Annotated in this window: 24 protein-coding genes; 6 read left to right on the forward strand and 18 right to left on the reverse strand. The window is 48.7% G+C overall.

All coding sequences use genetic code 11. The features are described 5' to 3' along the window. Positions 1-3: 3 nt before the first annotated feature. Complete coding sequence (gene icd, locus B4V02_RS17000) at positions 4-1,299, reverse strand: NADP-dependent isocitrate dehydrogenase (protein WP_094155692.1); 1,296 nt, start codon at positions 1,297-1,299, stop codon at positions 4-6. A gap of 151 nt (positions 1,300-1,450) precedes the next feature. After that, on the reverse strand, positions 1,451-2,563 hold the full coding sequence (gene citZ, locus B4V02_RS17005) for a citrate synthase (RefSeq protein WP_094155693.1): 1,113 nt from the start codon (positions 2,561-2,563) through the stop codon (positions 1,451-1,453). Between the two features lie 346 nt (positions 2,564-2,909). On the opposite strand from citZ, the gene ytvI reads away from it, so the two are divergent. Then, positions 2,910-4,028 carry a sporulation integral membrane protein YtvI gene (ytvI, locus tag B4V02_RS17010; RefSeq protein WP_094155694.1) on the forward strand — a complete coding sequence of 373 codons (1,119 nt, stop codon included), beginning with the start codon at positions 2,910-2,912 and terminating at the stop codon, positions 4,026-4,028. Between the two features lie 26 nt (positions 4,029-4,054). On the opposite strand, the gene B4V02_RS17015 is transcribed toward ytvI, so the two are convergent. The 7 genes from B4V02_RS17015 to B4V02_RS17045 all read right to left on the reverse strand — a co-directional run bounded on the left by B4V02_RS17015 (position 4,055) and on the right by B4V02_RS17045 (position 10,456). Continuing rightward, the gene (locus B4V02_RS17015; RefSeq protein ID WP_010349074.1) at positions 4,055-4,453 is read right to left on the reverse strand and encodes an FxsA family protein; all 399 of its coding nucleotides are present in this window, start codon (positions 4,451-4,453) and stop codon (positions 4,055-4,057) included. Beyond that, positions 4,450-4,968, reverse strand: a complete 519-nt coding sequence (locus B4V02_RS17020) for an acyl-CoA thioesterase (protein WP_094155695.1) — start codon at positions 4,966-4,968, stop codon at positions 4,450-4,452. Before B4V02_RS17020 ends, B4V02_RS17015 begins: the two co-directional genes overlap by 4 nt. Positions 4,969-5,100: 132 nt before the next feature. Continuing rightward, positions 5,101-6,387, reverse strand: coding sequence for a pectate lyase (gene pelA / locus B4V02_RS17025; RefSeq protein WP_370629369.1), 1,287 nt, complete (start codon positions 6,385-6,387; stop codon positions 5,101-5,103). Between the two features lie 349 nt (positions 6,388-6,736). Further along, the gene (pstB, locus tag B4V02_RS17030; protein WP_007429688.1) at positions 6,737-7,579 is read right to left on the reverse strand and encodes a phosphate ABC transporter ATP-binding protein PstB; all 843 of its coding nucleotides are present in this window, start codon (positions 7,577-7,579) and stop codon (positions 6,737-6,739) included. A 16-nt stretch (positions 7,580-7,595) separates the two neighbouring features. Beyond that, positions 7,596-8,492 carry a phosphate ABC transporter permease PstA gene (gene pstA, locus B4V02_RS17035; protein WP_007429687.1) on the reverse strand — a complete coding sequence of 299 codons (897 nt, stop codon included), beginning with the start codon at positions 8,490-8,492 and terminating at the stop codon, positions 7,596-7,598. Next, positions 8,492-9,424, reverse strand: a complete 933-nt coding sequence (gene pstC / locus B4V02_RS17040; protein WP_094155696.1) for a phosphate ABC transporter permease subunit PstC — start codon at positions 9,422-9,424, stop codon at positions 8,492-8,494. The genes pstA and pstC overlap by 1 nt, the downstream gene beginning before the upstream one ends. A 108-nt stretch (positions 9,425-9,532) precedes the next feature. Continuing rightward, complete coding sequence (locus B4V02_RS17045) at positions 9,533-10,456, reverse strand: phosphate ABC transporter substrate-binding protein PstS family protein (protein ID WP_007429685.1); 924 nt, start codon at positions 10,454-10,456, stop codon at positions 9,533-9,535. 205 nt (positions 10,457-10,661) lie between these two features. Between B4V02_RS17045 and B4V02_RS17050 the strand changes: the two genes are divergently transcribed. After that, positions 10,662-11,561: a LysR family transcriptional regulator gene (locus B4V02_RS17050; RefSeq protein ID WP_094155697.1), complete on the forward strand. Its 900-nt coding sequence runs from the start codon at positions 10,662-10,664 to the stop codon at positions 11,559-11,561. Between the two features lie 101 nt (positions 11,562-11,662). On the opposite strand, the gene pyk is transcribed toward B4V02_RS17050, so the two are convergent. The 6 genes from pyk to B4V02_RS17080 form a co-directional block, all read right to left on the reverse strand. Further along, on the reverse strand, positions 11,663-13,093 hold the full coding sequence (gene pyk / locus B4V02_RS17055) for a pyruvate kinase (RefSeq protein WP_094155698.1): 1,431 nt from the start codon (positions 13,091-13,093) through the stop codon (positions 11,663-11,665). Between the two features lie 123 nt (positions 13,094-13,216). Next, positions 13,217-14,200: an acetyl-CoA carboxylase carboxyltransferase subunit alpha gene (locus B4V02_RS17060; RefSeq protein WP_007429682.1), complete on the reverse strand. Its 984-nt coding sequence runs from the start codon at positions 14,198-14,200 to the stop codon at positions 13,217-13,219. Beyond that, entirely contained in the window at positions 14,201-15,094 is an 894-nt protein-coding gene (gene accD, locus B4V02_RS17065; RefSeq protein WP_007429681.1) for an acetyl-CoA carboxylase, carboxyltransferase subunit beta, read from the reverse strand. A gap of 181 nt (positions 15,095-15,275) precedes the next feature. Continuing rightward, positions 15,276-15,464, reverse strand: coding sequence for a hypothetical protein (locus B4V02_RS17070; RefSeq protein WP_007429680.1), 189 nt, complete (start codon positions 15,462-15,464; stop codon positions 15,276-15,278). A gap of 153 nt (positions 15,465-15,617) precedes the next feature. Further along, positions 15,618-16,115, reverse strand: coding sequence for a phosphatidylglycerophosphatase A family protein (locus B4V02_RS17075; protein WP_007429679.1), 498 nt, complete (start codon positions 16,113-16,115; stop codon positions 15,618-15,620). Between the two features lie 159 nt (positions 16,116-16,274). Beyond that, positions 16,275-19,934, reverse strand: coding sequence for a DNA polymerase III subunit alpha (locus tag B4V02_RS17080; RefSeq protein ID WP_094155699.1), 3,660 nt, complete (start codon positions 19,932-19,934; stop codon positions 16,275-16,277). Between the two features lie 138 nt (positions 19,935-20,072). Here B4V02_RS17080 and B4V02_RS17085 point away from each other — a divergent pair, with 138 nt between their 5' ends. Both B4V02_RS17085 and B4V02_RS17090 read left to right on the forward strand, forming a co-directional pair. Further along, positions 20,073-20,402 (forward strand): YtrH family sporulation protein, encoded by a 330-nt coding sequence (locus B4V02_RS17085; RefSeq protein ID WP_094155700.1) that lies wholly within the window; start codon positions 20,073-20,075, stop codon positions 20,400-20,402. 12 nt (positions 20,403-20,414) lie between these two features. After that, complete coding sequence (locus B4V02_RS17090) at positions 20,415-20,912, forward strand: sporulation membrane protein YtrI (RefSeq protein WP_007429675.1); 498 nt, start codon at positions 20,415-20,417, stop codon at positions 20,910-20,912. Between the two features lie 58 nt (positions 20,913-20,970). On the opposite strand, the gene B4V02_RS17095 is transcribed toward B4V02_RS17090, so the two are convergent. The 3 genes from B4V02_RS17095 to B4V02_RS17105 all read right to left on the reverse strand — a co-directional run bounded on the left by B4V02_RS17095 (position 20,971) and on the right by B4V02_RS17105 (position 23,208). Beyond that, a complete protein-coding gene (locus tag B4V02_RS17095; RefSeq protein WP_094155701.1) occupies positions 20,971-22,305 on the reverse strand; it encodes a DRTGG domain-containing protein in 1,335 nt (444 codons plus the stop codon). Positions 22,306-22,506: 201 nt separating this feature from the next. Beyond that, a complete protein-coding gene (locus B4V02_RS17100) occupies positions 22,507-22,791 on the reverse strand; it encodes a hypothetical protein (protein ID WP_007429673.1) in 285 nt (94 codons plus the stop codon). A 72-nt stretch (positions 22,792-22,863) separates the two neighbouring features. Further along, positions 22,864-23,208 carry a YlbF/YmcA family competence regulator gene (locus B4V02_RS17105; RefSeq protein ID WP_025717648.1) on the reverse strand — a complete coding sequence of 115 codons (345 nt, stop codon included), beginning with the start codon at positions 23,206-23,208 and terminating at the stop codon, positions 22,864-22,866. 162 nt (positions 23,209-23,370) lie between these two features. Between B4V02_RS17105 and B4V02_RS17110 the strand changes: the two genes are divergently transcribed. Both B4V02_RS17110 and B4V02_RS17115 read left to right on the forward strand, forming a co-directional pair. Further along, on the forward strand, positions 23,371-24,741 hold the full coding sequence (locus B4V02_RS17110; RefSeq protein ID WP_094155702.1) for a YheC/YheD family endospore coat-associated protein: 1,371 nt from the start codon (positions 23,371-23,373) through the stop codon (positions 24,739-24,741). Positions 24,742-24,783: 42 nt separating this feature from the next. Beyond that, positions 24,784-25,938: a YheC/YheD family endospore coat-associated protein gene (locus tag B4V02_RS17115; protein WP_094155703.1), complete on the forward strand. Its 1,155-nt coding sequence runs from the start codon at positions 24,784-24,786 to the stop codon at positions 25,936-25,938. Positions 25,939-25,942 lie beyond the last annotated feature (4 nt).

Below are 25,942 nucleotides of genomic sequence, written 5' to 3' on the forward strand. Positions count from 1 at the left end.
TTCCTACAGGTTACTAATAATAGTATCTGCAAATTCGGAACATTTTACTTGTGTAGCACCATCCATCAGACGGGCAAAGTCATAAGTTACGATCTTATCATTGATGGACTTTTCCAGCCCTTTATAGATCAGGTCAGCTGCTTCCTTCCAGCCCAAGTGCTCAAGCAGCATGACGCCGGACAAAATCACAGAACCAGGGTTCACAACATCCTTGTCTGCATATTTTGGCGCCGTGCCATGTGTAGCTTCAAAGATGGCATGCCCAGTTACATAGTTAATGTTCGCGCCTGGAGCAATACCGATTCCACCGACTTGGGCAGCCAAGGCATCGGACAAATAGTCCCCGTTCAGATTCAGCGTAGCGATCACATCAAATTCGGACGGACGTGTCAGCACTTGTTGCAGTGCAATGTCAGCAATCGCATCCTTGATGATGATTTTGCCTGCATCTTCAGCGGCTTTTTGAGCTGCATTGGCTGCATCTTCACCGTCTTTTTCCTTAATTTGATCATATTGAGCCCAAGTAAATACTTTATCTGCAAACTCTTGCTCAGCTACTTCATAGCCCCAGTTTTTGAAAGCACCTTCGGTAAATTTCATAATGTTGCCTTTGTGTACGAGCGTTACGCTCTTGCGTCCGTGATCCACAGCATATTGAATAGCTGCACGTACCAGACGCTTGGAGCCTTCGGAGGAAACCGGTTTAATCCCGATACCCGAGGTTTCAGGGAAACGGATTTTATTCACACCCAGCTCTTGCTGAAGGAACTGAATGACCTTTTTCACATCTTCAGAGCCTTCGGCATACTCGATACCTGCGTAGATATCTTCTGTGTTCTCACGGAAAATAACCATGTCTACCAACTCAGGCCGTTTTACCGGAGAAGGTACGCCGTTGAAGTAACGAACAGGACGCAGACATACGTACAGATCCAGTTCTTGGCGCAATGCCACGTTCAAGGAACGAATGCCACCGCCAATAGGTGTCGTCAGCGGGCCTTTAATAGCTACAATATACTCACGGATGGCTTCCAATGTATCGTTAGGCAGCCACTCGCCGTATGAATTGAAAGCTTTCTCACCAGCAAATACTTCATACCAGGCAATCTTTTTGGTGCCGTTATATGCTTTATCTACAGCTGCATCCAGTACGCGCTTGGATGCTTTCCAAATGTCGCGTCCTGTGCCATCACCTTCGATAAACGGAATAATCGGATGGTTTGGAACCTGCAGCTGACCGTTATCAATCGTAATCTTTTCGCCTTCAGTTGGGAGCTCAAACTTTTCAAATTTCACCATAAGTTCCTTTTCCTCCTCAGATATGAATGGGTACAGGGCGAAAGACGTGATCGTCATCACAGACAAAAACGTCCATCTCTCGCCGTCCCCTTTATTGTACCTTATTTTTTAAATTAAGGGTACATACCCTCAATATTCCTCCGACATGCGATTAGCGCAGCTCTGGCGATACATATTTTTGATCCAATGGTCCTGTGTACTCGGCACGTGGACGGATCAGACGGTTATTTTCGTACTGCTCCAAAATGTGCGCAGTCCACCCGGATACACGGCTCACCGCAAAGATCGGCGTAAACAAGTCTCTCTTGATACCCAGCTGGGTATAAACGGAAGCAGAATAAAAATCCACATTCGGTTTCAAGCCCTTTTCCCCTGTCACAATTTCCTCAATGCGAACCGACATATCGAACAGCGTGGTGTCACCGTTCATTTGACCCAGTTCACGGGACATTTTATGCAAGTGCTTGGCACGCGGATCACCGTTTTTATAGACACGGTGCCCAAAGCCCATGATTTTTTCGCGGTTATCCAGTTTGGCCTGGATATACGAGTCCACCTGATCCAAACCGCCAATTTCCTCCAGCGTTTTGGCAACAGCCTCATTCGCTCCGCCATGCAGCGGCCCTTTTAAAGCGCCAATGGCAGACGTAATTCCTGAATAAATATCCGACAAGGTAGCTACCGTTACGCGCGCAGCAAAGGTCGAAGCATTTAATTCATGATCGGCATGCAGCACAAGGGCCTGATCGAACGCTTTGATAGCCGTCTCTTCCGGATCCTTGCCAGTGAGTTGATACAAAAAGTTTTCAGCGATGGAAACACCTTTTTTAGGCGCAATCGGCTCCAAGCCCTCGCGTATACGCGCTATGGCTGCCACAATGGTGGGCAATTGCGCCTGAAGCTTGACGGCTTTGGTCACATTGGACTCTCTCGACATATCATCCGCCTCTGGATCATACAAAGCGAGAGAAGATACGGCTGACCTCAAGGCGGCCATCGTGCTCATATCCTTCGGGCACAACTTTAATTGAGTAACAATTTCCTCTGGAATAACAGCATATTCGCTTAATTGGTTGCGAAGCTCCTGCAATTGGGCTTGATCGGGAAGTTTTCCAAACCACAGCAAATAAGCTACCTCTTCAAAATTGGCGTTAACAGCCAAATCATCAATGTTATAACCCCGGTACGTGAGAACGCCATCTACGATAGAGCTTATGGAGGAAGTAGTTGCTACAATTCCTTCCAGACCTTTAGTCGCTGTCATCGTTACATCTCTCCTTTGTAAGAACATTGTGAACGGACTTGCAATGTAAACCTTTTCAAAAGTAAGATATGCCCTTTAAATAGCTAAGTAATGTTAACGCCATATGTCAATATTTAAACCTTCTTTTACTATACTAGATTTTGTCGTTTATGTGAACATTCAGGGCTATTCTGACACATTTAAATGTTTTATCGCTGTCATAAAGAATTTTTTGAAACCCCTTACATTTTTTAAAAATTCATTTGCACTTTTTTACACAGGTCTTGTCTCCCCCCCTTCCAGCATATGTATAACAGAGCACTTATTTTGTGGAATACCAATTGTAAAAGAAAGGAGCCGTGTGAGCTTGAGCCGTTTGATTCTGAACCGCATATTTCGTGCTCTGTGGGTCGCAATCGTGATAGTAGCTCTGTTGTTAGGCATATACGTGCTGTTCCCGCTCGTGTATCCTTTTCTGCTGGCCTGGCTTGTGGCCTATGCCATGAACCCGCTGGTTGGCTTTCTGCGTACAAAGGCCCGCATGCCGCGTTGGATGGCTGTCACGGTCTCATTGTTTGTATATTTAGGCGGAATCGCGATTGTCCTGTCTGCAGCAATAACTCGAATGGTTCGAGAGGTTATTAAGCTGACCATGACGTTTGACGGGCATATTGAGCATTTTAAAAGCCTGTTCATCGACTGGACTCAGAGTGATCTGATTCAAAATGTAATTAACGAAATCAACCATTTCATTCGCGATAATCCGGATTACCAGCATACGATTAACAGCAATATTGACAAAACAACACAAACGGTCAGTTCGGCCGTCACTACGCTGGTCGCTCAATTTTTTAATGGCGTTTTGAATTTGCTGACCTCTCTGCCTAATATGGGCGCGGTGCTCATGGTGGTTGTATTAGCCGCCTTTTTTATCAGCAAGGACTGGAACCAATATAGCCGGATACTCTCCAATACGATTCCAGATACGATTCGCAAGCCATTATCGGGTATATGGCACGATCTGCGCAAGGCACTGTTCGGCTATTTGCGGGCACAGTTTATTATAATCTCCATTACAGCATTAACAGTCATTGTTGGACTATTCATATTACGTGTGGAATCCGCCTTTACCATCGGCTTGATGATCGGACTGGTGGATTTGCTACCTTATTTGGGGGTAGGCATAGTAATGATTCCGTGGATACTGTATGCCTATATGTCAGGTAATTTGGCATTAGGGGTAGGATTATCGATCCTCTATATCATTCTGTTGGTTGGACGGCAGATTGTGGAGCCCAAGGTGTTAGCCAGCAGCGTAGGTTTGAACCCGCTTCCCACCCTCATCGGCATGTTCATCGGGCTCAAGCTGTTTGGCGTTTTGGGGCTGATTATCGGTCCTGTATCACTCATAATCGTCGATGCCCTGAATCGCGCGAATGTCATTCAGGACTTGCGCAACTATATTCTTGCCGGAAGAGTGCGTTAAGCAAGTAGGAATAATAGTCACTTACGTCAAAACCGGCGGAACGTAATACTGCCGTTTTTCATTTTTTTCTCCAGCCACTTCAATAAAAAGCGTCGGTACAGCGCACGTGTTAAAGGAAATACCAGCGTAAAACCAATAATATCGGTTAAAAACCCGGGGATAAGCAGTAAACTTCCGCCGAAAAAAACACATAACCCATCCAGCATTTTACGGCCGGGTACTTGCCCCCGGTTCATTTCATGTTTCGCATCGGCAATCACCTTGCGACCTTCAAATTGCATCATGGCTGCACCAATCAGGGTCGTCAAAATGATGAGCAGAATCGTTTTACCCGCTCCAATCCAGTGACTTACCCATATGAACCCGTACAACTCTGCCAAAGGAATGAGCAGCAGCAACAGCCACAGGCGCTTGCGCATCATCATGATTTCTTTCCCTCCCCGCCTGTAAAGGCAAAGCTTAACGCAGCATACAGCTCAGGCAGCGCCTGATCCAGCCGAACGGGCTTCCATTCGGTATTTATCCATGCGTGGCGTGTCGTCCCAGTAACGAGCAGCTCTCCAGGCAACGTGTCTGCCTGTGTCCACACCTTGCCGACATTGTTTTGAAACTCATCAGCCGTGACACGCCGAACCTCATAGGTATAATTCAGACGCAGCCTGGAGAAGTCCGTAATGGCTGCATAAACAATTATCATATCATCATACCTGGCAGGGCTCCCATATTTCGCATTGATTTCAAGAACTGGAAGCAAAACTCCCCGCTCCTCCATGCTCCGATAGTTAAAGCCTGCCTGACGGATCATATCGGTACGCCCAATCTCAAACCAGTTCAAATAATTTGCATGATACACGACCCCCATCTGGTCTGTTTCCTGATAACGGACTCGTAGCGGTGTACCATACCAGCGTAATTCCGTTTTTTTCTCCTCTTGAGTCATACTAGCTCTCCTAACTTGTGCAACTTTATCTCTATTTTGCCCTCTCTCCATTAAACCATATTTACAGCCCGGGAACAAAAAGAGAGCCGACCAAACGGTCCGCCCTCTCAACTATGGTTACATGTTCACTTATTATTTAGGCAGCGGCTTGGACAATTTGTAATATCCGCTTTCCGAAGCCGCAGCCAACAGACTTTTTGCCTGGCTTCCTGCCCAAGCATAGCCAAGCCGTCTCTCCTCACTGATTTTCATGATATCTGTATACTTTTTGCCATCTCGGTCAGAGAAGAAGTGCTTATTATCTTCCACATTGTAGAATCGATACCACATGACGCTTGATGCATCCTTTTGGAAAAACTCCGGACCTTTACGATTGTATTTGATACCGTCGATCCGATTCGTGTCCAACCATTTCAAGGCACTCTGTGCCGCCTTTTTCACCTCAGCCGTTTGCGGCTGGGACATCAAGAAGGCCGTAATGCCTACCGATTCCGTCGTTGTTTTGGATGGAAGCTCATATGCTCGGGCCCCAACAGATTCATAAGTAAACGGATCATGCTGTGCTCCCCAGATCGTTGGTGTGCCATTGTTTACAATTTGAGCTTTAATCGTATACTGTACGCCTTTATTAAGAGCCTGCTGGAGTCTGGAGCGATACGTGTTATCAAGAATATCGCTATCAAACGGCTGCTTCTTGTTCACAATGTCATCAGCCAGTACCATAACTCTAACCATTGCATCATCGTTGAAGGTTGCGGCATCAGAATAATTACCACGTTTAGGGTATACTTGCGGCCACGCGCCGGAGGAATATTGAGAGGTTAAAACGAAGTCAACTGCTTTTTGTACGCTGTTCTTAATGTCTTTGTTTTTTGTTTTTTTGTATACATCCGCCAAAAAGCGAATCTCGGTTGTCGTGGCTTCATTATCAAATGTCCCGAGCTCGACACCATCCTTGCTCTTCCAGGTAGAGCGTGCAGTCTTGCCATTCCATTTGGATTTATAATTCTTTTCCATCGCTTTGAAGAATCCGCCGTGCGGCATTTGCCACGATACAATATTCAAGGCAAGTGTAGTATCCTTGGCTGTGTTCCCCGTAGAAAATTTACTAAAATCACGGTACTTGTCCAGCAGACTATCTGTATTAACAGTTGCAGTTGGTTTCACTGCCAATAGTCCCCTGAATTGCCCGCGTTCCAAATCGCCAGCATTTACATCGTCACCATAAACATCCTGTACAACAGCAGAATCCGTTGTAAGCTCATAAGGAGCAGTGGACGATTCACGTACCGAATCACTTGTACCCGTCGCAATCTCCTGCGCTGTAGCCCATGAGGGGCTTAGGAGTCCTGACGTTACTGTAATCGCCACGCCTGAAAGCGCTAGCATTTTTGCGGTCGAACATATTTTCTTCTTCACTTGAATCTCTCCTTTGTTCTTTTGATGGGTAAATTCTGTTCAGTTTAACCCGATCTATTCTTGCTGGAATTTCACTTTGAGAGTTAGGGATACTGGACCACTATTTATGCATGATAAATAGATAGTTGTATTATATGAAAAATTACCCAATTGATCAATATGTTTTATTTTAGTTATAAATTAAATTCTTAGTAATAAATTAAACTAATTGAAAATAATAGACTTAAAGGCGAACGCTCTCATGAAGGCGTGTCATCTGCATTGAATCATAAAAAGCCTCCTACTAATACTGTATTAGTAGAAGGCTTTGCGTATTGCATATATATGGTAAGCGGATAGCAACTAGCCCTTACCCAAAGCGGCCCATAATGTACTCCTGGGTCAACTCATTTTCAGGGTTAGTAAAAATATCATTTGTCTTTCCATGCTCAACCAGGTTTCCGATATAAAAATAAGCAGTATAATCGGAAATTCGTGCAGCCTGCTGCATATTATGCGTCACAATAACGATGCGCAGCTCTTTTTTCAATTCGGTAATGAGCTCTTCAATCTTGCCTGTAGACACAGGGTCCAGTGCAGAGGCCGGTTCATCCAACAGCAAAATTTTCGGCTCTACGGATAGCGCACGTGCAATACAAAGCCGCTGCTGCTGCCCGCCAGACAGAGCCAGTGCGGAATCATGCAGGCGATCCTTAACCTCATCCCACAGCGCTGCCTTGCGCAGGCTGCTTTCCACGATTTCATCAAGCTGCTTCTTTTTGCGCACACCCCGGTATTTGGGACCGAAGGCAATATTATTGTAAATAGATTTATAAAAAGGGTTGGGACGCTGCCACACCATGCCAATTTGCTGACGCAGCTTGATTACGTCCGTTCCCGGTGCGGTCAAATCCTGCCCATCCATCCAGATGTGTCCTGTTGTAGAGGAAGATGCAATCTCGTCGTTCATGCGGTTAAGTGAGCGCAAAAAGGTCGACTTGCCACAACCGGAGGGCCCGATCAGGGCGGTGACTGTTTGCTCGGGAAAAGCCAGATTTACTTTTTTTACAGCTTCAAAGCTGCCATAATAAATACTCAAATCCTCGGTGCTGAATGGATGCGGCGGTTGCCCCGCAAGTTGTTCCGAGCGCGTAGATTGAACGGGTGTTGCTGGTGCTGCGGGTTGTGCCGTTCGCGTAATCACTTGTTCCATATTCCCCATCCCCTTTCTAATCCATACGTTTGGCAGCAGTCAAGCGGCGGTAAACGACTCTTCCAAACCATCTTGCACTCAGGTTGAAGACAAGTACGAGCAGTACCAGTACCGCGGAAGCGCCTGCGGCGATATCCTTGGAATCAGGAGCAATACCTTCACTGTTTACCTTCCAAATATGCACAGCGAGCGTTTCGGCAGGTCGCATCGGATTAATAGGCGATCTGGCATGCAATGGATTCCAATCCGTAAAGTCAAGCGGCGGCGTACTCATCCCTGCTGTAAACAGCAATGCGGCAGCTTCCCCGAAAATTCGGCCTGCGGCCAAAATCGTCCCCGTAATCAAGCTTGGCAACGCAGCGGGCAGCAAAATAGAGGTGATGATTTTCCATTTGGATAATCCGAGCGCAAGCCCGGCTTCCTTTTGCTCCTTGGGTACAGCCCGGAAAGCCTGTTCTGTTGTACGAACCATCAGCGGCAGATTGAATACTGCCAAGGCCAAGGCTCCTGATAACAGGGAAAAACCAAAATTAAACGTATTTACGATAAGTAAAAGTCCGAACAAACCGATGACGATGGACGGAAAGGAAGACAGTACTTCGACGACAAGTCGTATGAAGTCCGTAATTTTTCCCGGCTTTGCGTAATGCGCCATGTAAATACCGGCACCCCAGCCAATCGGAATGGTAATAATCAAAGTCAAGATCAGCAAAAATACAGAGTTAAATAGCTGCGGGCCAATGCCTCCACCTGCACGTAACGTTTGGGGAGCACTCGTTAAAAAGTCAAAGGAAATGTGACTTACTCCACGTGCTAAAATGAATCCCAATAATCCTACCAAAAGCGCAACAATGAACAAGGCAAAGAAACAGATGACAAAGGTTGCAATCTTATCGGTTGTTTTAGCTCTCATCAAATCCGGTTTCTCCTTTCGAGCAGCCTTACCAGCAGCACAAAGATAAATGTCATGAGCAGCAGCACAAGCGCCATGCTCCAAAGAGCATTGTTATGAACCGAGCCCATGGCTGTGTTGCCCATGCTAAGTGTAATAACGCTGGTCAAGGTCGAAGCGGATTCCAGCAAAGAGCTTGGTATGTGTGGTGCATTCCCGATCACCATCTGCACAGCCAACGCCTCCCCAAACGCACGAGCCATACCGAGAATAATCCCTGTCAAAAGCGCGGGCAGCAGCGTCGGAATAATGACGCGTGCAATGGTCTGCCAGCGGGTAGCCCCCAAAGCGTAAGAGGATTCACGCAGACCTCCTGGCAAGGAGGACAACGCATCCGCCATAATACTCGTAATGGTCGGCAAAATCATCACAGACAACACAAGACAGCCTGCCAGAATACCGATGCCTTGTCCCCCGAACACATTCCGCAGCAGCGGAACGATCACAGTCAAGCCGACAAAGCCATATACTACAGACGGAATACCGGATAATAGTTCAATCGCAGGCTGAAGGATACGTTTACCCGATTTCGGCACGATTTCCGTCATAAACAAAGCTGCGCACAAGCTAAGCGGACTGGCGATCAAGGCAGCCAATATAGTAACGGCAAAAGAGCCCGTAATGAATGGAAGCGCGCCGAAGGAAGCGGGTTCACCGTCCGGGCTCCATTTGGTGCCAAAGAAAAACTCACTTAGACTGACTCCATTCATCGCAAATGTAGCTACACCTTTGGAGGCAACAAAATATACGATGGAGACAATGACTGCAACTAAAAAAACGACACAAACCGACGTATAAATGCGGCCGGTCCATTCTTCCCAGTAATGTCTTTCTTTCATAACCTGGGAACGTTTATTCTGTTCCATGAATGCCTTCCCTTCAACTGGTTCCATACTGTAACTCCTTTAACCGAAGAATAGAGGCCGGACGCTAGTCCGCCTCTTCTTCGTGAATATACTTCGCATTCGCTACGTTCATCCGAACAGGAGGTGTATATCTCCTTATTTCGTAATGTTACCGTCAGCATCGCGTTTGACTTGCATACCTGATACTGGAATGTATCCCAGGTCTACAACATCAGATTTCTGGATTTCATCAGACAGGATGTAGTCCAGGAATGCTTTTACATGTTCCTTTGGCTCACCTTTGGTGTACATGTGCTCGTAAGCCCATACCGGATACTTACCTTGCTCTACATTTTCCACATTGGCTTCAACACCATCGAATTTCAAAGCTGTTACTGTGTTGTCGATGTAGGACAGAGCCAGATAACCAATAGCACCCGGTGTTTCAGCAATCAGCTTTTTCACTGTACCAGAGGAATCTTCCTGAATGGAGCCAGGCAGATCTTCCGTTTTTTGTCCCAAAGCGTATTTTTCAAATGTTGCACGAGTACCGGAGCTGCTTGGACGGTTTACAATAACGATTTTTTGATCCGCACCACCAACTTGTTTCCAGTTCGTGATTTTACCTGTGAAAATTTGTACCAATTGATCTTTCTTCAGGTCTGTCACGCCAACCTTAGGGTTTGCTACTGCTGACATCGCTACAACAGCTACTTGGTGATCGACCAACTCATCTGCACCGCTCTCCAGTTTTTCTTTTGCAAACACGTCAGAGTTACCGATATCCGCCTGCCCGCCGGAAACCTGAGTCAAGCCAGTACCACTGCCGCCGCCCTGTACTTGAACTGCAATACCTTTATATTTATCGACAGCCATAAATTTTTGTCCTGCTTGCTCTACCAATGGTTGAAGTGCTGTGGAGCCAACAGCCAGAATGTTACCTGTCAGTTCAGCAGCTGCTTTATCTTCTGTTCCTTTAGCAGCGTCTCCTTGTGGTGCAGCATTGTTGCCTGATCCGCAAGCTGCGAGTGCAAATACCATGGTGAGAGTCATCAGAATGAACGGCCATTTTTTCAACATTTTTTATTGTCCTCCCCTTAGTTAAGTGACGGTTTTTTATTTATGACCATCAACACTTTTACATTGTAGGCCTGGAATGTTAGATGAACGGCGTGGTTTTGTAAAACAAATATAAAATATTGATAGAATAATTGTTTTAGGGTATATAATTAATCTATAGTGTAAACTTCACACATTAAGACATTTAAGGAGATCTGTTCGATTCATGAATATTCTAAAATTACGTATTTTGATGCTGATCGATAAATTCCATAAGGCGACGGATGTGGCGGAGGCTTTGCAAGTCAAGCAGCCTACCGTCAGCTTTCATATGAAAAGCCTGGAAAAGGAAATGGGTGTTTCTCTGTTCTCTCTTCAACAAGGCAGAATTATGCTAACCGAAGCCGGAAAAAGAATGCTGCCTTACGCAAAGCAGATCATCTCCCTGGAGCAGGAAGCAAGACAAGCTGTAGATGAACTTACAGAGGAATCGCAGTCTCAATTACGTCTAGGCGCAGAGTCGATATCAGGCACATACCTCCTGCCCTCTATCCTTGCTAAGTTTGCGCAACTATATCCAGAGTGCCGAATTCAACTGGACATTCAAGCTCCAGATACGATCAGACAGCTGCTGCTGCAGGGAGAGCTTGATTTTGTTTTTCTGGACGATAAGAGCCCTCTACCGGAGCATACGGTGGCAGAAGTAGTGGCTACGGATCGAATTGGAATTATTAGGAACAAAAAAATGCATACTTCCAAATCAGTCGATGTTGACAGATCTGATATATTGGACAAGCATGCGTGGGTGAGATACAGCGGGGCATCTGCTATCGATTCGTATTCTTCTCTGCTTAAGCCCTCTATGGAGACCAACTCATGGGAGGCGGTTAAGCAAGTAGTAGGCGGCGGAGAAGCGCTTGCCTTTTTCCCTGCCTGCGGAGTTCATAGCAGCATTGACAGTGTTCCTACGGTGGAATGGCTTCCTTATACTGAGGTTATTAAGACTGATGAAGAAAGTGACTGCTACCATATAAACATCGTGTATCAACGTGATACACATCAGAGCATGATCCAGCAGGCGTTTCTCGAATTCATGCGGCAAGAAGCACAGAAAATTAGAAACTAGAGAACACCAAAAAGAGCATCCAAGTCGCAATGACCTGAATGCTCTGCTTGCTTGCTGTATCCAAACGATACAGCCTGTTTATTATTCCGAACAGGATAAAATTATGCTTGTGCAGGAACACAGCTAATTTTGATCAGGTTGGTAGAACCGGAATCGCCAAGCGGTACCCCAGCGGTGATCACAACCAAATCGCCCTCTTTAACGAGACCGGAATTGCGGCCGCCTTCCAGCGCATTGTCAAACAGACTGTCTGTTGTGTCAACAATCGGTCTTCCTTGTACTGCATGTACACCCCAGATCAGAGCCAGACGACGAACCGTTCTTTCCTGTGTTGTCACAGCGACAATCGGAGCTTCCGGGCGATATTTGGAAATCATACGCGCTGTTGTTCCGCTTTGCGTGGACGTCAGGATCGCTTTGGCATGCAGGTCAAGCGCAGAAATGGAAACAGATTGGCTGATTGCCTCCGTAATACTGATTTCTTGCGCCGTTCTCTGTTTCTTAAACAATTCACGGTAGTTCAGAGAAGACTCTGCTTTTTCTGCAATACGGGACATCGTCAGTACAGATTCTACCGGATATTTACCCGCAGCTGTTTCGCCGGACAGCATAATTGCGTCTGTTCCGTCAAAAATAGCATTGGCTACGTCACTTGCTTCCGCACGAGTCGGACGCGGGTTACGCTGCATGGAATCCAGCATTTGTGTTGCCGTAATAACAGGCTTGCCGGCTACATTACATTTGTTAATCATCAGTTTTTGCGCCAAAGGTACTTCTTCAGCAGGGATTTCCACACCAAGGTCACCACGGGCAACCATCAGGCCGTCGGAGGCTTCCAAAATTTCGTCCAGGTTGTCAACACCTTGCTGATTTTCGATTTTGGAAATGATTTGAATATGACCAGCGTTGTGCTTTGCCAGCAATTCACGGATTTCCAGTACATCACTTGCTTTACGAACAAAAGAAGCCGCGATGAAATCAATGTCCTGCTCAATACCGAAAATGATGTCGTTAGCATCCTTCTCTGTAATACCAGGCAAGGAAATGGCTACGCCTGGAACGTTAACGCCCTTCTTGCTTTTGATCGTTCCGCCATTGACAATGCGGCATTTGATTTCAGTGCCTGATACTTCAATAACGGTGAGTCCGATCAGACCGTCGTCGATCAGAATGGTGGAGCCGGGCTCCACGTCCGAGGGAAGGTCCTTGTACGTAATGGAGATACGGTCTTTCGTACCAAGAACTTCTTCCGTTGTCAGCGTAATGAACTCGTCCTGAACAAGCTCAATAGGTTCAACCTCGAGCTTGCCTGTCCGGATTTCCGGCCCCTTCGTATCGAGCAAAATAGCAACGTTTTTGTTAAGCTCCTTGCAAGCTTGACGGATATTCTTAATCCGGTTGCCATGCTCCTCGAAATCACCGTGAGAGAAATTCAGGCGGGCTACGTTCATACCAGCCAAAATCAGTTTCTTCACATTTTCCAACGACTCACTGGAAGGACCGATAGTACATACAATCTTAGTTTTGCGCATTTGGGTTTTTCCTCCGTTTTCAAAGGTGTTACTTTATATCTTTTTCCAACAATTAAATCTACTACACTTTTTCCTATTTGTATAGGAAGTTCGTCATATTTTTTGTTACTCGTTTCCAGTGTATTACAACATAGGCTCAGTTTCCGAAGGCTTCAAAAAGGTATATTGACCTATTTTCCGGAATTTTTGATACCGATCTTCCCTCAATTCATCGCAGCTCATATTCATCAGTTCGGCCAAATGACGTTCCAACAGCTCCTTGATTGCAGCAGCAGTCATTTCATAGTTGCGATGCGCGCCCCCTCTCGGTTCTGGCACAATGTCCTCGATAACCTCCAGACGCAGAAGATCATTCGCCGTAATTTTCATAGCTTCAGCTGCCTGATCTGCCTTGGAAGCATCCTTCCATAAAATCGAGGCTGCCCCGTTTGGAGAGATGGCCGAATAGATGGCATGCTCCAGCATCAGCACCCGGTTGCCGACCGCAAACGCAAGCGCACCGCCGCTTCCACCCTCGCCGATGACCACACAAATAACAGGCACCGAAAGCTTTGCCATCTCTCGCAAATTGCGGGCGATTGCTTCCGATTGACCTCTCTCCTCTGCTGTATTACCCGGATAAGCGCCCTTCGTATCAATAAATGTAATAATAGGGCGTTTAAATTTTTCAGCCTGCTGCATCAAGCGCAGCCCTTTCCGGAATCCTTCCGGGTGCGCACTACCAAAAAAACGCGCAATGTTATCTTTGGTATCCTTGCCGCGCTGCTGACCAATAACGGTCACCGGAATACCGTTCAGCTTGGCAATTCCGCCTACGACTGCCAGATCGTCTCCAAACAAGCGGTCGCCATGCAATTCAATAAAGTCTGTAAATACTTGTTCGATCAAATCAAGAGACGTCGGCCTTTGATGATGACGGGCCAAATGCATCTTTTGCGGTGCTGTAATGTTCGTATATATTTCTTCTTCCATCTGGAGATAACGTTCTTCCAGGCGGTTAATTTCATCCGTAAAATCAATTTGCTTATCCTGTCCGAATTGCTTGAGTTCTTCGATCTTCTGTCGCATCTCGACCAGGGGCTTTTCATAAGGCAATTCGCCAGCCATCTATTCCACCCCTTTCACACTGTGTAAATCAAGCAGTTGCCCAAGGGTATCGCGCAATTCCTTGCGGTGTACAACCATATCTAATTGTCCGTGCTGCAAATTAAACTCGGAAGTTTGAAAATCATCCGGCAGCTTCTGCCTGATGGTCTGCTCAATTACGATACGGCCTGCAAAACCAAATACAGCACCCGGCTCTGCAATATTAATATCTCCAAGCGTAGCAAAGCTGGCGGAAACTCCGCCTGTAGTCGGATCAGTGATAACGGAAATATAAAGCAAACCCTGCTCGTCCAGACGAGCGAGAGCAGCACTTGTTTTGGCCATCTGCATCAGACTCAGAATACTTTCCTGCATACGTGCCCCACCGGATGTGGAGAAGATAATAAGCGGCAAGCGCTTGTCAATCGCCTGCTCAATGGCGCGGGTAATTTTCTCCCCTACGACCGAGCCCATACTGCCTGTAAAAAAGTCAAAGCTCATCACCGCTACGACAACAGGAAGCCCATGAATAAGGCCGTCGCCCGTAACGACAGCCTCTCGCAAGCCGGATTTCAGCGTCTGCTGCTCCAGCTTACTCGCATATCCCGGAAAGTCCAGCGGATCAACTGAAATCATATCAGCATCATATTCCGTAAACGTGTCCTCGTCGAGTACCATGCGAATACGCTCCATCGCATTGAGACGCATATGGTATCCGCACACCGGACACACTTTCAAATTCTTTTCCAGCTCTTTGCTGTATTGAATGCTTCCGCACTTGCCACATTTGGTCATAAGACCTTCGGGAATCTCCCGTTTGGGACGATCCGGCATGTCCGCTTGATCGCCGCTCAGCGCCCGTTCCGAAGGGATCGTCGCGTATTTACGCTTCTTTTGGAATAAATCTTTAAACACAACTACACCTCTCCAGCCGTTTATTTGTCAGCCGTAACCGATACAAGGTCCTCTGCCGTCTGTAGCGGCACCTCTAAGCATTATGTTCATACACACGTCAACGCTTGTCCGCAAAACATTACCGCCGATCGTGCATCCTTTGTTCCATTCATGCTGCTGTGTCACTTCCGCCGTTCCGGACTCAAGGGCGCAAAATCGAATTAAGCACTTCCTGTATTTCTTCGACTTCGCCCGAAGGCACAAGTATCTCAAACTGTTGCTTGGACGCGCTAATGGCCCGGGTCTGCACCATAAAACCTTCTTCAGACAGTTTGAGCTTAATCATGTCAGCCAGTCTGGCCGTCGGTGCAATATAAATCACCGTCCACATGCCTTGTTTCTACCCCCTAAGCCTCAAGTTTTGAGCCCATATAATAGACTCATGATAACATACCTTACTTTTTTCCCGCAACAAAAGCCCTCCTGCTCGTTCAGATTCCTTCGGAGGGCCTAGAAGTTTATCCGCTCTGCTCATACAGTCGAATCAAGCGTCGGGCGACGCAGGATAATGCTTGGCTAGAACGCTCCGATGGGCGATACGCGAAGAAGCGGCAGCGGCTAAACCAGCGACGAGATCGTCCAAGAATACGTGAATACCGCTACCTTTTTGGTTCAACTGTTCAATAATTCCTGTCTTTTCCTTATCCAAATATCCAAAGCTGGTTAAGCCGATCATGCCGTACACGCTCGTAATTCCAAGAGCCAGTGTCTCGTCCACCCCATACAACGGTTCGTCTGCCTCCATAATGGCTTGCAGCGGCTCAGGGAGAAGTCTTTTTTCGGCCAGCTCATCAATCGCAATGCCTGTGAGCAACGTATATTGTACCTCGCGCTTTTGCAATACCGCTTTGACACTGTCTACACATTCTTCCATAGTTAAATGAGGATAATATTTTTGCTGCAGCTGAAAAACAATGTCCGCAATGGACTCGATACGAATGCCTCTGCGATTTAACAGGGTCTCAGCATATTCATAGGACATAGTTTCCCTCCCGCCTTCACCGTACAGTTCTGTTCTTCCACCGCGCGGGACCTCATGTGTGCAGGACTCATGTGTACAGGATAAGTATTGAAGCTGCTGTCCCGCCAGTTTTCCAAGTGTATGCGAGAGGGAAGGAAATTGTTCATTAAAGCATGTCCGTCATTTGACTTTCACCGTGCCTTCACCCAACATGGACTCCATCCGATCAAAAAGCTGGGGCGAAGGCTTGATGCTGTAGGCATCGCTCAAGGCCAGCAAACGCTGGCTGCTCTCATAAAACAGTACGGTAGGCAACGCACCGGGATGCTCCTGCAGCAGCGCCTTGAGGCTGACCAGCAAGCTGGCATCCTCCTCGGCCTGGCGGGTGATTTTGACAAACACCCGCTGACGGGCCTCCCGCTCCGGGCTGCGCGGAGCCGGGGCCTGCCCGCCTTGAGCTGCCTTGGCGGCGGAGCCCGGTGAAGCGCCCGTGGCGGGACTAGCCGGCTTGGGCTGCGACGAAGCAGGCGTTGCGGCTGTCGACGGCGTGCGCTGCGCTCCCCCGCCAGAAGAGCCAGCCGCTGGCACGGATGCTCCGGCTGCAGCGGATGGACGCGTCCCGGTGCGTCGACGCTGGAGGAGCCGTGCCAGCGAATCTTCCGCTAACGGAGCGGTTTCATCTGCGAGGAGCTTGAAGTGCTCGTCCTGCTGCTGCATTTTGGCACGCAGCGCCAGCAGCGCTCCCTTTTCAATCCACTGCTGGCTTCGCTTCCACACCTCAGGGAACAGCACCACTTCACAGCGCTCAATCTGATCCTCCAGCTCTATAAAGGCCATGGCCTTACCCTGCTTGGTCGTAATTGTCTTGAGCGACACCACCATGCCGGCGGTCACAACAACCGTTTCATCCGGCACATCGCCCAGTTCCATCAGGCGATCCGCCTGGCTGTTTTCCAGCAGCGTCTCAAAATCATCCAGCGGATGCCCGGACAGATACAGCCCCAGCAGCTCACGTTCCAGTTCGAGCTGCTGGCCCGCACTGAACTTCGGTACATCGGGATATTCGATATCCCAATTGGGCATTTCCACAAAACCAAACATATCAATTTGCAGATCGTCACGTTCCTTTCGCCACTTGACAGCTGCATCTACGGTTTCATCCAGCATGGCAAGCAGCTGTGCCCGGTGCCCTGTCAGCGAATCAAAGGCACCTGCCTGAATGAGCGATTCAATGACTCTCTTATTGCATACCCGCAAGTCCACGCGTCGGCAAAAATCAAGCAGGCTGTCAAATGGCCGTTCCTTGCGGACAGCGAGAATGCTCTCCATTGCCTGTGTGCCGACATTTTTAATCGCGGCCAGTCCGAAGCGGATGTCGCCTTGCGGCAAGGGGGTGAACAGCACGCCGCTTTCGTTCACATCAGGCGGCAGCACCGCTATATTCATACGACGGCATTCAACGACATATTCCGCCACTTTCCGGTGGCTTCCCATGACGGCTGTCAGCATCGACGCCATAAATTGCACGCGATAATGGGCCTTGAGATATGCTGTCTGGAATGCCAGCACGCCATAAGCAGCCGCATGGGCACGCGGGAAGCCATAATCTGCAAAACGGACAATCATGTCATAAACCCTTTCGGCTTCCTCCTCCGTGTACCCCTGCTTGACACTGCCCTTCACAAAATGGCCGCGCTCCAGATCCAGCACTTCGCGCTTTTTCTTGGACACAGCACGGCGCAGCAGATCGGCTTCTCCCAGGGAAAAGCCTGCCATGCGCGAAGCAATCTGCATGATTTGCTCCTGATACACGATAATGCCGTACGTATCCTTCAGGATCGGCTCAAGATCGGGATGCGGATAAGCAACCTCAACCTGTCCATGCTTGGCTTGTATAAAGTTAGGAATAAAGCCCATCGGACCGGGACGATACAAAGCCAGTACAGAGATGACATCCTCGAAAACACTCGGCTTTAAATCCTTGAGCACCCGGCGTATGCCAGCCGACTCAAGCTGGAATACCCCGCCTGTATCTCCTTTACCCAGCAGATCGTAGGTATGCGGGTCATTATCAGGGATGCGGCTAAAGTCAGGCGCTTCTCCATGCTCTTCTGCAATCCAGCGCATACAGCGCTCAATAATAGAGAGCGTGCGCAATCCGAGGAAATCCATTTTGAGCAAACCGATCCGCTCCAGATTTTCCATTGAATATTGTGTAAGGGGAACCCCTTCGCTTCCCTCCTGAAGCGGAACCGCATCGGTCAATGGAGTCCGCGAAATGACGACACCCGCAGCATGAGTCGAGGCATGGCGGGGCATCCCTTCCACTTTGATCGCCATATCCAGCAGTTCGCGTGTCTTGGGCTTCGTTTCGTACAGCGCCTTCAGCTCCGGGGTCATCTCCAGCGCATGGCGGATGTTCATTCCGAGTTGGGCCGGAATCAGCTTCGCCGCCTTGTCTACCTCGCCATACGGCACATTTAACACACGCCCGACGTCACGGACTGCGGCTCTCGCCGCCAGCGTTCCAAAGGTAATGATTTGGGCTACATGCTCGTTCCCGTACTTCTGAACTACATAGTCAATAACCTCGTCACGCCGTTCGTCACTAAAATCAATATCGATATCCGGCATGCTGATCCGCTCAGGATTCAGAAACCGTTCAAAGAGCAGATTATATTTCATCGGATCGACATTCGTGATGTTAAGCACATAGGCAACCAAACTGCCTGCTGAGGAACCGCGCCCCGGTCCGGTTGCAATCTTATGCTGATGAGCGAAAGCAATAAAATCCCATACGATCAGAAAATAATCGCTAAAGCCCATATTCTCTATCGTATTCAATTCATAGTTCAGCCGTTGGTCCAGCTTTTCACGTTCCTCTGGCTGCTCCCATCTGGGATCACTTCCATAGCGATGCTCCAACCCTTGCATACACAAACTGCGCAAATAGGATGAGGAAGTCATGCCTTCCGGCAGCGGGCGATATTCAGGCAAAATGGACTGGCCGAACTCCAGCTCCAGTTCACACTGTTCAGCAATACGCACCGTATTGGCAATGGCTTCTTCCACATGCGGAAACAAGCGAGCCATATCCTCCTGGCTTTTCAGATACAACTGCCGTGTCGGTATGCGCAAGCGCTCCTCATCGTCAACCGTCTTGCCTGTCCCGATACAGATCAGAACGTCCTGGACATCCGCATCCGGCTCGGTCAGATAATGCACGTCATTTGTCGCCACCAGTGGAATATCCAATTCTTTTGCCAGCGCAATCAATAGAGGATTTACACGCTTTTGCTCCGACAGACCGTGATCCTGCAGCTCCAGATAAAAATCATCGCCAAAGATGCTCCGGTAACGTTCCGCCGCCCGTCTGGCCTCGGCTTCCCGGCCATGCAGCAAATGCTGCGGTACTTCACCGCCCAGGCATGCGCTCAGGCATATGATGCCTTCATGATGGGCAGCCAGCACTTCCATATCAATGCGCGGCTTGTAGTGATAGCCCTCCAAATGGCCGATGGAGCATAGCTTCATCAGATTTTGATAGCCTGTTTTATTTTTGGCGAGCAAAATTAAATGATATATGGGCTGATCCTTGCGGCTTCCGCGCTCTTTGCGCGAACCCGCTGTAATATAAGCCTCACACCCGATAATCGGCTTAATGCCGTTTTCCACACACGCTCTATAAAAAGGAATAGCGCCGTACATGACCCCGTGGTCCGTAAGGGCAAGCGCCTTCATTCCGTAAGCTGAAGCCTGTTTGACCAACTCCGCGGTACGAGCCGCGCCGTCCAGCAGGCTATACTCGCTGTGAACATGCAAATGCACAAATGAACTCATGCGCTTCTCTTCCTTTCACCGCTGGTTTTTCTTCAAACTATTTTATCATATCCGCGTTAGTAGCGCCCATACAATAAAAGTACAGACCCCGGGCGGACAAGCGCGGGCCTGATGTATACACACAAGGAGGAAAAGAGCATGAGCACTTTTATATCCAAAGCGATACTCGATTTCTTCATCGCCTTCGGCATCGTGCTCGGGGGAGCCATGCTCGGCGGAATGGGAGCGGTGATAGCTCTTCAGCCGCCTACCCAGACGATGCTGGAGGTTGCCGGAAGAATAAAAATATGGGCGCTTGCCGCTGCTGTAGGGGGGACGATGGACCCGATCCGGGTCATCGAGAGCAATATGATAGATGGCAATCTATCACCTGCCATTAAGCAAATCCTGTATTTGATTTTCGCCTTTTTGGGCGCTCATATGGGCACAGAGCTGGTCAAATGGGTGTGCGGAAACGGACGCCTGTGAGGTGAAAAGATCATGAGAGTACCTCCCTTCGAGCGTCTGCGCCCTTTTATGCAACTATCCTCGGTTTTTGTACTAGGTATGATTGCCGGGGGGATGGTCTACAATGCCATTTGGCATGTCAGCTTCAATGAGCTTTGGAAAAACAATCAGGATCTTCAATTCCAGCTCCAGCAAGCTCAGGAGGACAACAAAACACTGCGCAAATACAGCAATCGCCAGACCGTTGTCAAAGAAATCAAGCTGATCGCGGAGGAAACGTCGGCTGAAAAAATAGACTCCATTAACCTGAAAGAGCTCCTTCGCCGCGTCATTCGGGATTTGGAGGTGCTGCGCGGCAGGGATATGTTCGAGATTGACTCCGACAGCAAACTGGTACGCATGCTGCTGAATCAAAAAAAATACACCGTTCGCGACAAGGAATATACAATCCAGGTCAAAACGATGCTTGTGATGGAAGGTGTGCTGCAAATTTGGCTGGAGGCGAAGGAAAAGCTTCCCGAAAGTCACTAAGTTAATTTTTTCATGCTCATTTTTTTCATCCCCGCTCTCCGCTCCAATCCATTGGCGTTTATCCGTGTTCAATGGATTGAAGCGACATTACCGCCTTGCATACCAAATAGTTTTCCCGCAAAATGGAAATTTCCAGCTTGCAGGTGCGACGACTCATTTCAAGCAGCAACGGACGCAGTACGACTGCATCCTCAATCTGTACCGGCCGGATAAAATAAGTCATCAAATTGTCGAGCACATAATCCTTGCCGCTCATGTCTCTTGCCGCCCGGTAACCCGCTTGTGTCATGACGTTAACCAGTACGCCTTCCGAGATCGTACCCAAATGGGTCGCCATCTGCGGAATGATAAAGCCGCGAAAAAATAACGAGCCGTCCTCATTGCGCTCCTCGGCAAACCCGTTCCAAATCAATTGATCGAACGTCTCACCCAGTTGCGGCTGCTTCTGGGCATTACGCAGCGCCTCCAGCACCTCACGCCGTGTGACTGACCCTAACAGTTTGCGATTACGATCTACAACCGGCAAGTAGTCTACACCTTCCCACGCCATCATCTGCGCGGCTGAGGCCAGCGAAGTCTGATAGGTGACCGTTACCGGATTGCGGATCAGGCATTTGTCCATCGTGTGCTCCGGCTGGAGTCCTTCCACATCCTTGCGGCTGACGATGCCTATTAAACGGTTCCATTCATCAACTACGGCAAAATGATACTGCCCGGTCGTCTTCGAAAGCTCTTCGAATTCGGTGAGCGTGCTGTTGATTCTTAATGTCAGTGCCTTCGGTTTACCTGCCGCTATATCTTCGATCAGCATAATTTTCTTTTTGATCAAGCGGTCAAATATCGCTCTATTAATCATGGAAGCCACAGTAAAGGTATCGTGGCGCGAGGAAATAATCGGCAGACTGATCTGGTCGGCCAACTGCTTGACCTCCCGGCTCGTACCAAAGCCCCCTGTAATCAGCACGCCTGCTCCCTGCTCCAATGCAAGAGAATGTGCATCCTCCCGGTTACCAACAATCAGCAAACTGCCTGCATCAATGTAACGGGCCATGGCCTCTTCACGCATCGCCCCAATGACATATTTGTGCAAAGGCTTCTCCAGCCCCTCGCTTCCGCCCAGCACATGTCCTTCCACAATATTCACGACATCTGCAAAGGTCAGCTGCTCGGACAAACCGCGTGGACGCTTTTCCACCCGTACCGTTCCGATTCGTTCCTTGGTAATGACAATTCCCAGGTTTTCTGCTTCCTTAACAGCGCGATAAGCAGTCCCTTCACTGACGCTCATCTCTTTAGCCAGCCTGCGTACAGAAATTTTGGAGCCTATTTTCAACTGCTCGATATGACGCAATAACTGCTCATGTTTCGTAACTGCTTCATCCAGCCCGTCCAACTCTGTTACACCCCCAACGTTCAATCTGTATCATTCTGTATCTATTATAGCACAAAATCCTTGTATTTAAGACCTTTGTTCATTTCGATATCGCTACTGGGAAATAACAAAAAGCGATTCCCCTTTTTACAAGGGAACCGCTTCTTAACCGTGCTTGATGTGTGACATCGGAGCAGGCTCAAAACAATCAATGCGAAAAGCTCACAGCATACTGCTTTTGTCCGTTTTATTATCCCATTTCATCTGCCACTGCTGCATTTTGGCCCGTCGTACACGCTCCAGCGTTTTGCGCTTTTCCTCATCCACACCCAGCAAAAAATGCAGGTTCGCGCCGATGACAAGCAACGCAAAAAGTACCCATACGATACCAAAACCGTTGACCCAGTTCAAACCGCCTGCAAGCGAGATGCGCGGCAACGCCACAAACACCATAGCCAGCGCAATCAGAGTGTACAAACCGTGTTTCCATTTTTTTAGAGAACCCAATCGTATCCCTTCCTCTCCCTGTGACTCTATGTATCTAGTCTATGAGAGAACAGGAAGGAATATGAGACAAACTTACATAGACGAGCCGTACAAATGCTGAAGGCTGTCTGAAATAATTTTGTTGACGTCCTCAATGATCACGCTCAGGCGGCGTTCGGCATCAAACAGACGACGGATGTTGAGGTTCAAACTAAGGACCTCGAACAGCTTTTCCATCTTTTCCATCTCTTCCTGTGCCGGCATATCGCCGCTCATCATCCGCTGCTGAACTTCCATTTGACGCTGACGGAAATCATCCAGCATTTGCTTGGCTTCCGGGTCGGTTTCAATCAGCTTCATCGCTGCCGTAATTTCCTCTACCTCTTTGCTTTCCTTCAATGCTTTTGCTAAATCATGGGCTTTGTCATAGATATTCATGATTGTTCATTCCTCCAATACAAGTATAGTGTCAACATTTCACATTGTCCGTCAATCACCAAGGAATATATGTCCTCATATGATGAATCAGTGCTATTACAGCCCATTTACGTTTCCCGTTACTTTCAAGACATCAAGTTGCTGCCCGGAAGGAGATCCACGATGTCCATCAAAAAAACAACGATTCAAATCATCGGATCGGGCATCTTGCAGGATGACGTACTCATGGTCGGCGAGTCCTTGCTTCGCAAATGGAAAATATCCGCAGGCCACCCCGTTCAGCTCGCCTTCGGTTCGTTCCGCCAAGAGGTTACCGTCATTTCGGTACCCCGCTATAGCGGCCTACGTGTAGGAAGCGTGCTGGCCCGTAAAATGGGTATTCATTCCAATTGCAAGCTGCGAGTAACCTACAGCCGAGGCCGCCGGACACTTCGAGTGGGCCCGCTTATTAGCGTGCTGGTCAGCCGGGACTATCCCGAACAGCCTGATAAGCCTTTCGGGTCGATCACCCTGTTCTGCCATGAACTGGTCGGGGAATGTCGTAGACAAGGAGCATATGTGTATTTTTTTACCCCGGAGCATATCGGAAGCCAGCCCGGTCGGGTTCAGGGATGGGTGTACGACGGAAGCTGGAAAAAGACTGTCATGCCCGCTGGCGATGTCGTCAATAACCGGCTTACCTCCCGTAAACTCGAGAACAGAACTAGCGTACAGCATTTCATGAAAGAAGTAAAATCCCAGTACGGTACGACCATTTTTAATGAAAAGTTCTTGGATAAGAATGAAGTGTTTGATGCGCTTAAATCTAATTCATCCCTGCGCAAGTATTTACCCGAGTCCCACTTGCTGCAAACCTTTGACGTATTCAAAAAAATGTGCAACCAGTATCCCGCTGTTTTTCTTAAGCCGGTTCGTGGGAGCCTGGGCAAAGGCATCATGCGTATTAACAAGCAAACGGACGGTACCTTTTCCGTGCTGTCCACGACAGCGGGAGCACCCCAAAAGAAAACGTATACCAATGTCGACAAGTTGTACAAAAGCTTGGCGGGAAAAATGAAAACAACACGCTTTCAGCTCCAGCAGGGACTCACCCTGATTGATCACGGTAAGCGCCCGGTCGACTTTCGTGCGCTTGTGCAGAAGAATGCAACCGGGACCTGGACGGTGACATCCATTGTCGCCCGGATTGCCGGAGGGAGCCACTTTGTGTCCAATCTGGCGCGAGGCGGTACGCTGAGCACGGTCAAAGAAGCGCTGGCTAAAACGACACTGCCCGCGACCATCAAATCAAACGGCCTCCTCTCTCTCAAGACAGCAGCACTGAATATCGCAAGCGCAGTTGAGAAAGCCATTCCCGCCCATTTCGCGGAACTTGGCATTGATCTGGCCATTGACAGCACGGGGCGCATCTGGCTGCTGGAAGTCAATTCTAAGCCGTCGAAAAATGACAACACACCATTAAATGATCAGAAAACCCGTCCATCCGTGAAAAAAATGATTGATTACTGCTGTTATTCAGCCGGTTTCAAATGATCCCTCTCTTTCAGGGTCCGGCTGCCAAAGGAGCTGTTATCAGTGTCTCTTGTCGTGCCAGGCACGCTGGGCGTGCTCGTTAGCCGGAATCAGGCCGCCATCCCCCCCATTACCGAGGCCGATTTTTGCCGCAGGCTAAGTTTATTGGGCAGGCGTTCTGGTCTCAGCGTAATGGCGTTTACCGCCGAAGGAGTTTCACCTGAAAAGCATTCCATACGAGGTTATGCTTATCATGACGGAGTGTGGACATCCGGTCGCTTTCCCCTGCCGGATATTGTGTATAACCGCTGTCTCCATATCCATGAGAGCCAGAATGTCGGGCACACACTGGAAAAAATGGCGGTGCAGAAATCGCGCAAGCTTCTCTACTGGTCGCGCAGCTTGCCTGGCAAATGGCAGGTGTACCGCACTCTGCACAAGGTAGATGAAGTGCGTTCCTTTGTGCCGCCTACGACTCCTTACCGGGACACGGCCCAGCTTATGGAGTGGCTGCGACGCCATTCGGGGCTGTTTATGAAGCCGCAGGCCGGAACGCACGGCAAGGGTACACTATATCTCCGCCTGGCGGAAGGAGACCGGGGACTGCTCATACAAGGCAGAGACTCTCAAAATCGCACGTTCCGGCGTTTGTTTTCCAATCTGGATGCAGGCTTGTCATGGATCAACGGAATGACAGACAAACGTGCCTACATCGTGCAGCCTTATTTGAAATTAACGAGTCAAAGCGGGCGTCCCTTTGATGTCCGCGCACTTATGCAAAAGGATGGCCACGGCTGTTGGCGCCTGACGGGCTTTGCCGTGAGAGAAGGCAGGAAAGGAACGCTGACCTCCAATCTGCACGGCGGAGGCGAAGCGCATCCGGCAGAACCTTACCTTCGTGAACAATTTGGCGCGGACAGCACGCGTCTCATCATCGGACAGATGATGAAGCTGTCCCTGACCATTACCGGGGCGCTGGAGGAACGATATGGTCGCCTTGGCGAGCTGGGAATTGATTATGGTATTGATCGGGATGGGAACATCTGGCTATTGGAGGTGAATTCCCGGCCTGGTCGGGCTTCCTTTTTTCAGATCCGCCAGCCAAAGTGCGCTTTCCGGGCGATCAACCGCCCGCTCGAGTATGCCCGATATTTAATAACCCAATCCAAAACGACGGGGCTACAGGGCATGGGCGCCTCCCTTGAACATACGGTATAGGAGG

Origin of the sequence: Paenibacillus kribbensis (genome assembly GCF_002240415.1) — a bacterium.
GTDB classification, from domain to species: Bacteria; Bacillota; Bacilli; order Paenibacillales; family Paenibacillaceae; genus Paenibacillus; species Paenibacillus kribbensis.

Excerpts from the sequence above, each read along its gene's own strand:
- B4V02_RS17080 (WP_094155699.1), bottom strand. The coding sequence starts at position 19,934 with ATGAGTTCATTTGTGCATTTGCATGTTCACAGCGAGTATAGCCTGCTG.
- B4V02_RS17045 (WP_007429685.1), bottom strand. The coding sequence starts at position 10,456 with ATGTTGAAAAAATGGCCGTTCATTCTGATGACTCTCACCATGGTATTT.
- pstC (WP_094155696.1), bottom strand. The coding sequence starts at position 9,424 with ATGGAACCAGTTGAAGGGAAGGCATTCATGGAACAGAATAAACGTTCC.
- pstB (WP_007429688.1), bottom strand. The coding sequence starts at position 7,579 with ATGGAACAAGTGATTACGCGAACGGCACAACCCGCAGCACCAGCAACA.
- B4V02_RS17085 (WP_094155700.1), top strand. The coding sequence starts at position 20,073 with ATGAGCACTTTTATATCCAAAGCGATACTCGATTTCTTCATCGCCTTC.
- B4V02_RS17020 (WP_094155695.1), bottom strand. The coding sequence starts at position 4,968 with ATGACTCAAGAGGAGAAAAAAACGGAATTACGCTGGTATGGTACACCG.
- B4V02_RS17090 (WP_007429675.1), top strand. The coding sequence starts at position 20,415 with ATGAGAGTACCTCCCTTCGAGCGTCTGCGCCCTTTTATGCAACTATCC.
- B4V02_RS17060 (WP_007429682.1), bottom strand. The coding sequence starts at position 14,200 with ATGGCTGGCGAATTGCCTTATGAAAAGCCCCTGGTCGAGATGCGACAG.
- B4V02_RS17070 (WP_007429680.1), bottom strand. The coding sequence starts at position 15,464 with ATGTGGACGGTGATTTATATTGCACCGACGGCCAGACTGGCTGACATG.
- B4V02_RS17105 (WP_025717648.1), bottom strand. The coding sequence starts at position 23,208 with ATGAATATCTATGACAAAGCCCATGATTTAGCAAAAGCATTGAAGGAA.
- citZ (WP_094155693.1), bottom strand. The coding sequence starts at position 2,563 with ATGACAGCGACTAAAGGTCTGGAAGGAATTGTAGCAACTACTTCCTCC.
- B4V02_RS17110 (WP_094155702.1), top strand. The coding sequence starts at position 23,371 with ATGTCCATCAAAAAAACAACGATTCAAATCATCGGATCGGGCATCTTG.
- pyk (WP_094155698.1), bottom strand. The coding sequence starts at position 13,093 with ATGCGCAAAACTAAGATTGTATGTACTATCGGTCCTTCCAGTGAGTCG.
- B4V02_RS17075 (WP_007429679.1), bottom strand. The coding sequence starts at position 16,115 with ATGTCCTATGAATATGCTGAGACCCTGTTAAATCGCAGAGGCATTCGT.
- B4V02_RS17015 (WP_010349074.1), bottom strand. The coding sequence starts at position 4,453 with ATGATGATGCGCAAGCGCCTGTGGCTGTTGCTGCTGCTCATTCCTTTG.
- B4V02_RS17050 (WP_094155697.1), top strand. The coding sequence starts at position 10,662 with ATGAATATTCTAAAATTACGTATTTTGATGCTGATCGATAAATTCCAT.
- pstA (WP_007429687.1), bottom strand. The coding sequence starts at position 8,492 with ATGAGAGCTAAAACAACCGATAAGATTGCAACCTTTGTCATCTGTTTC.
- icd (WP_094155692.1), bottom strand. The coding sequence starts at position 1,299 with ATGGTGAAATTTGAAAAGTTTGAGCTCCCAACTGAAGGCGAAAAGATT.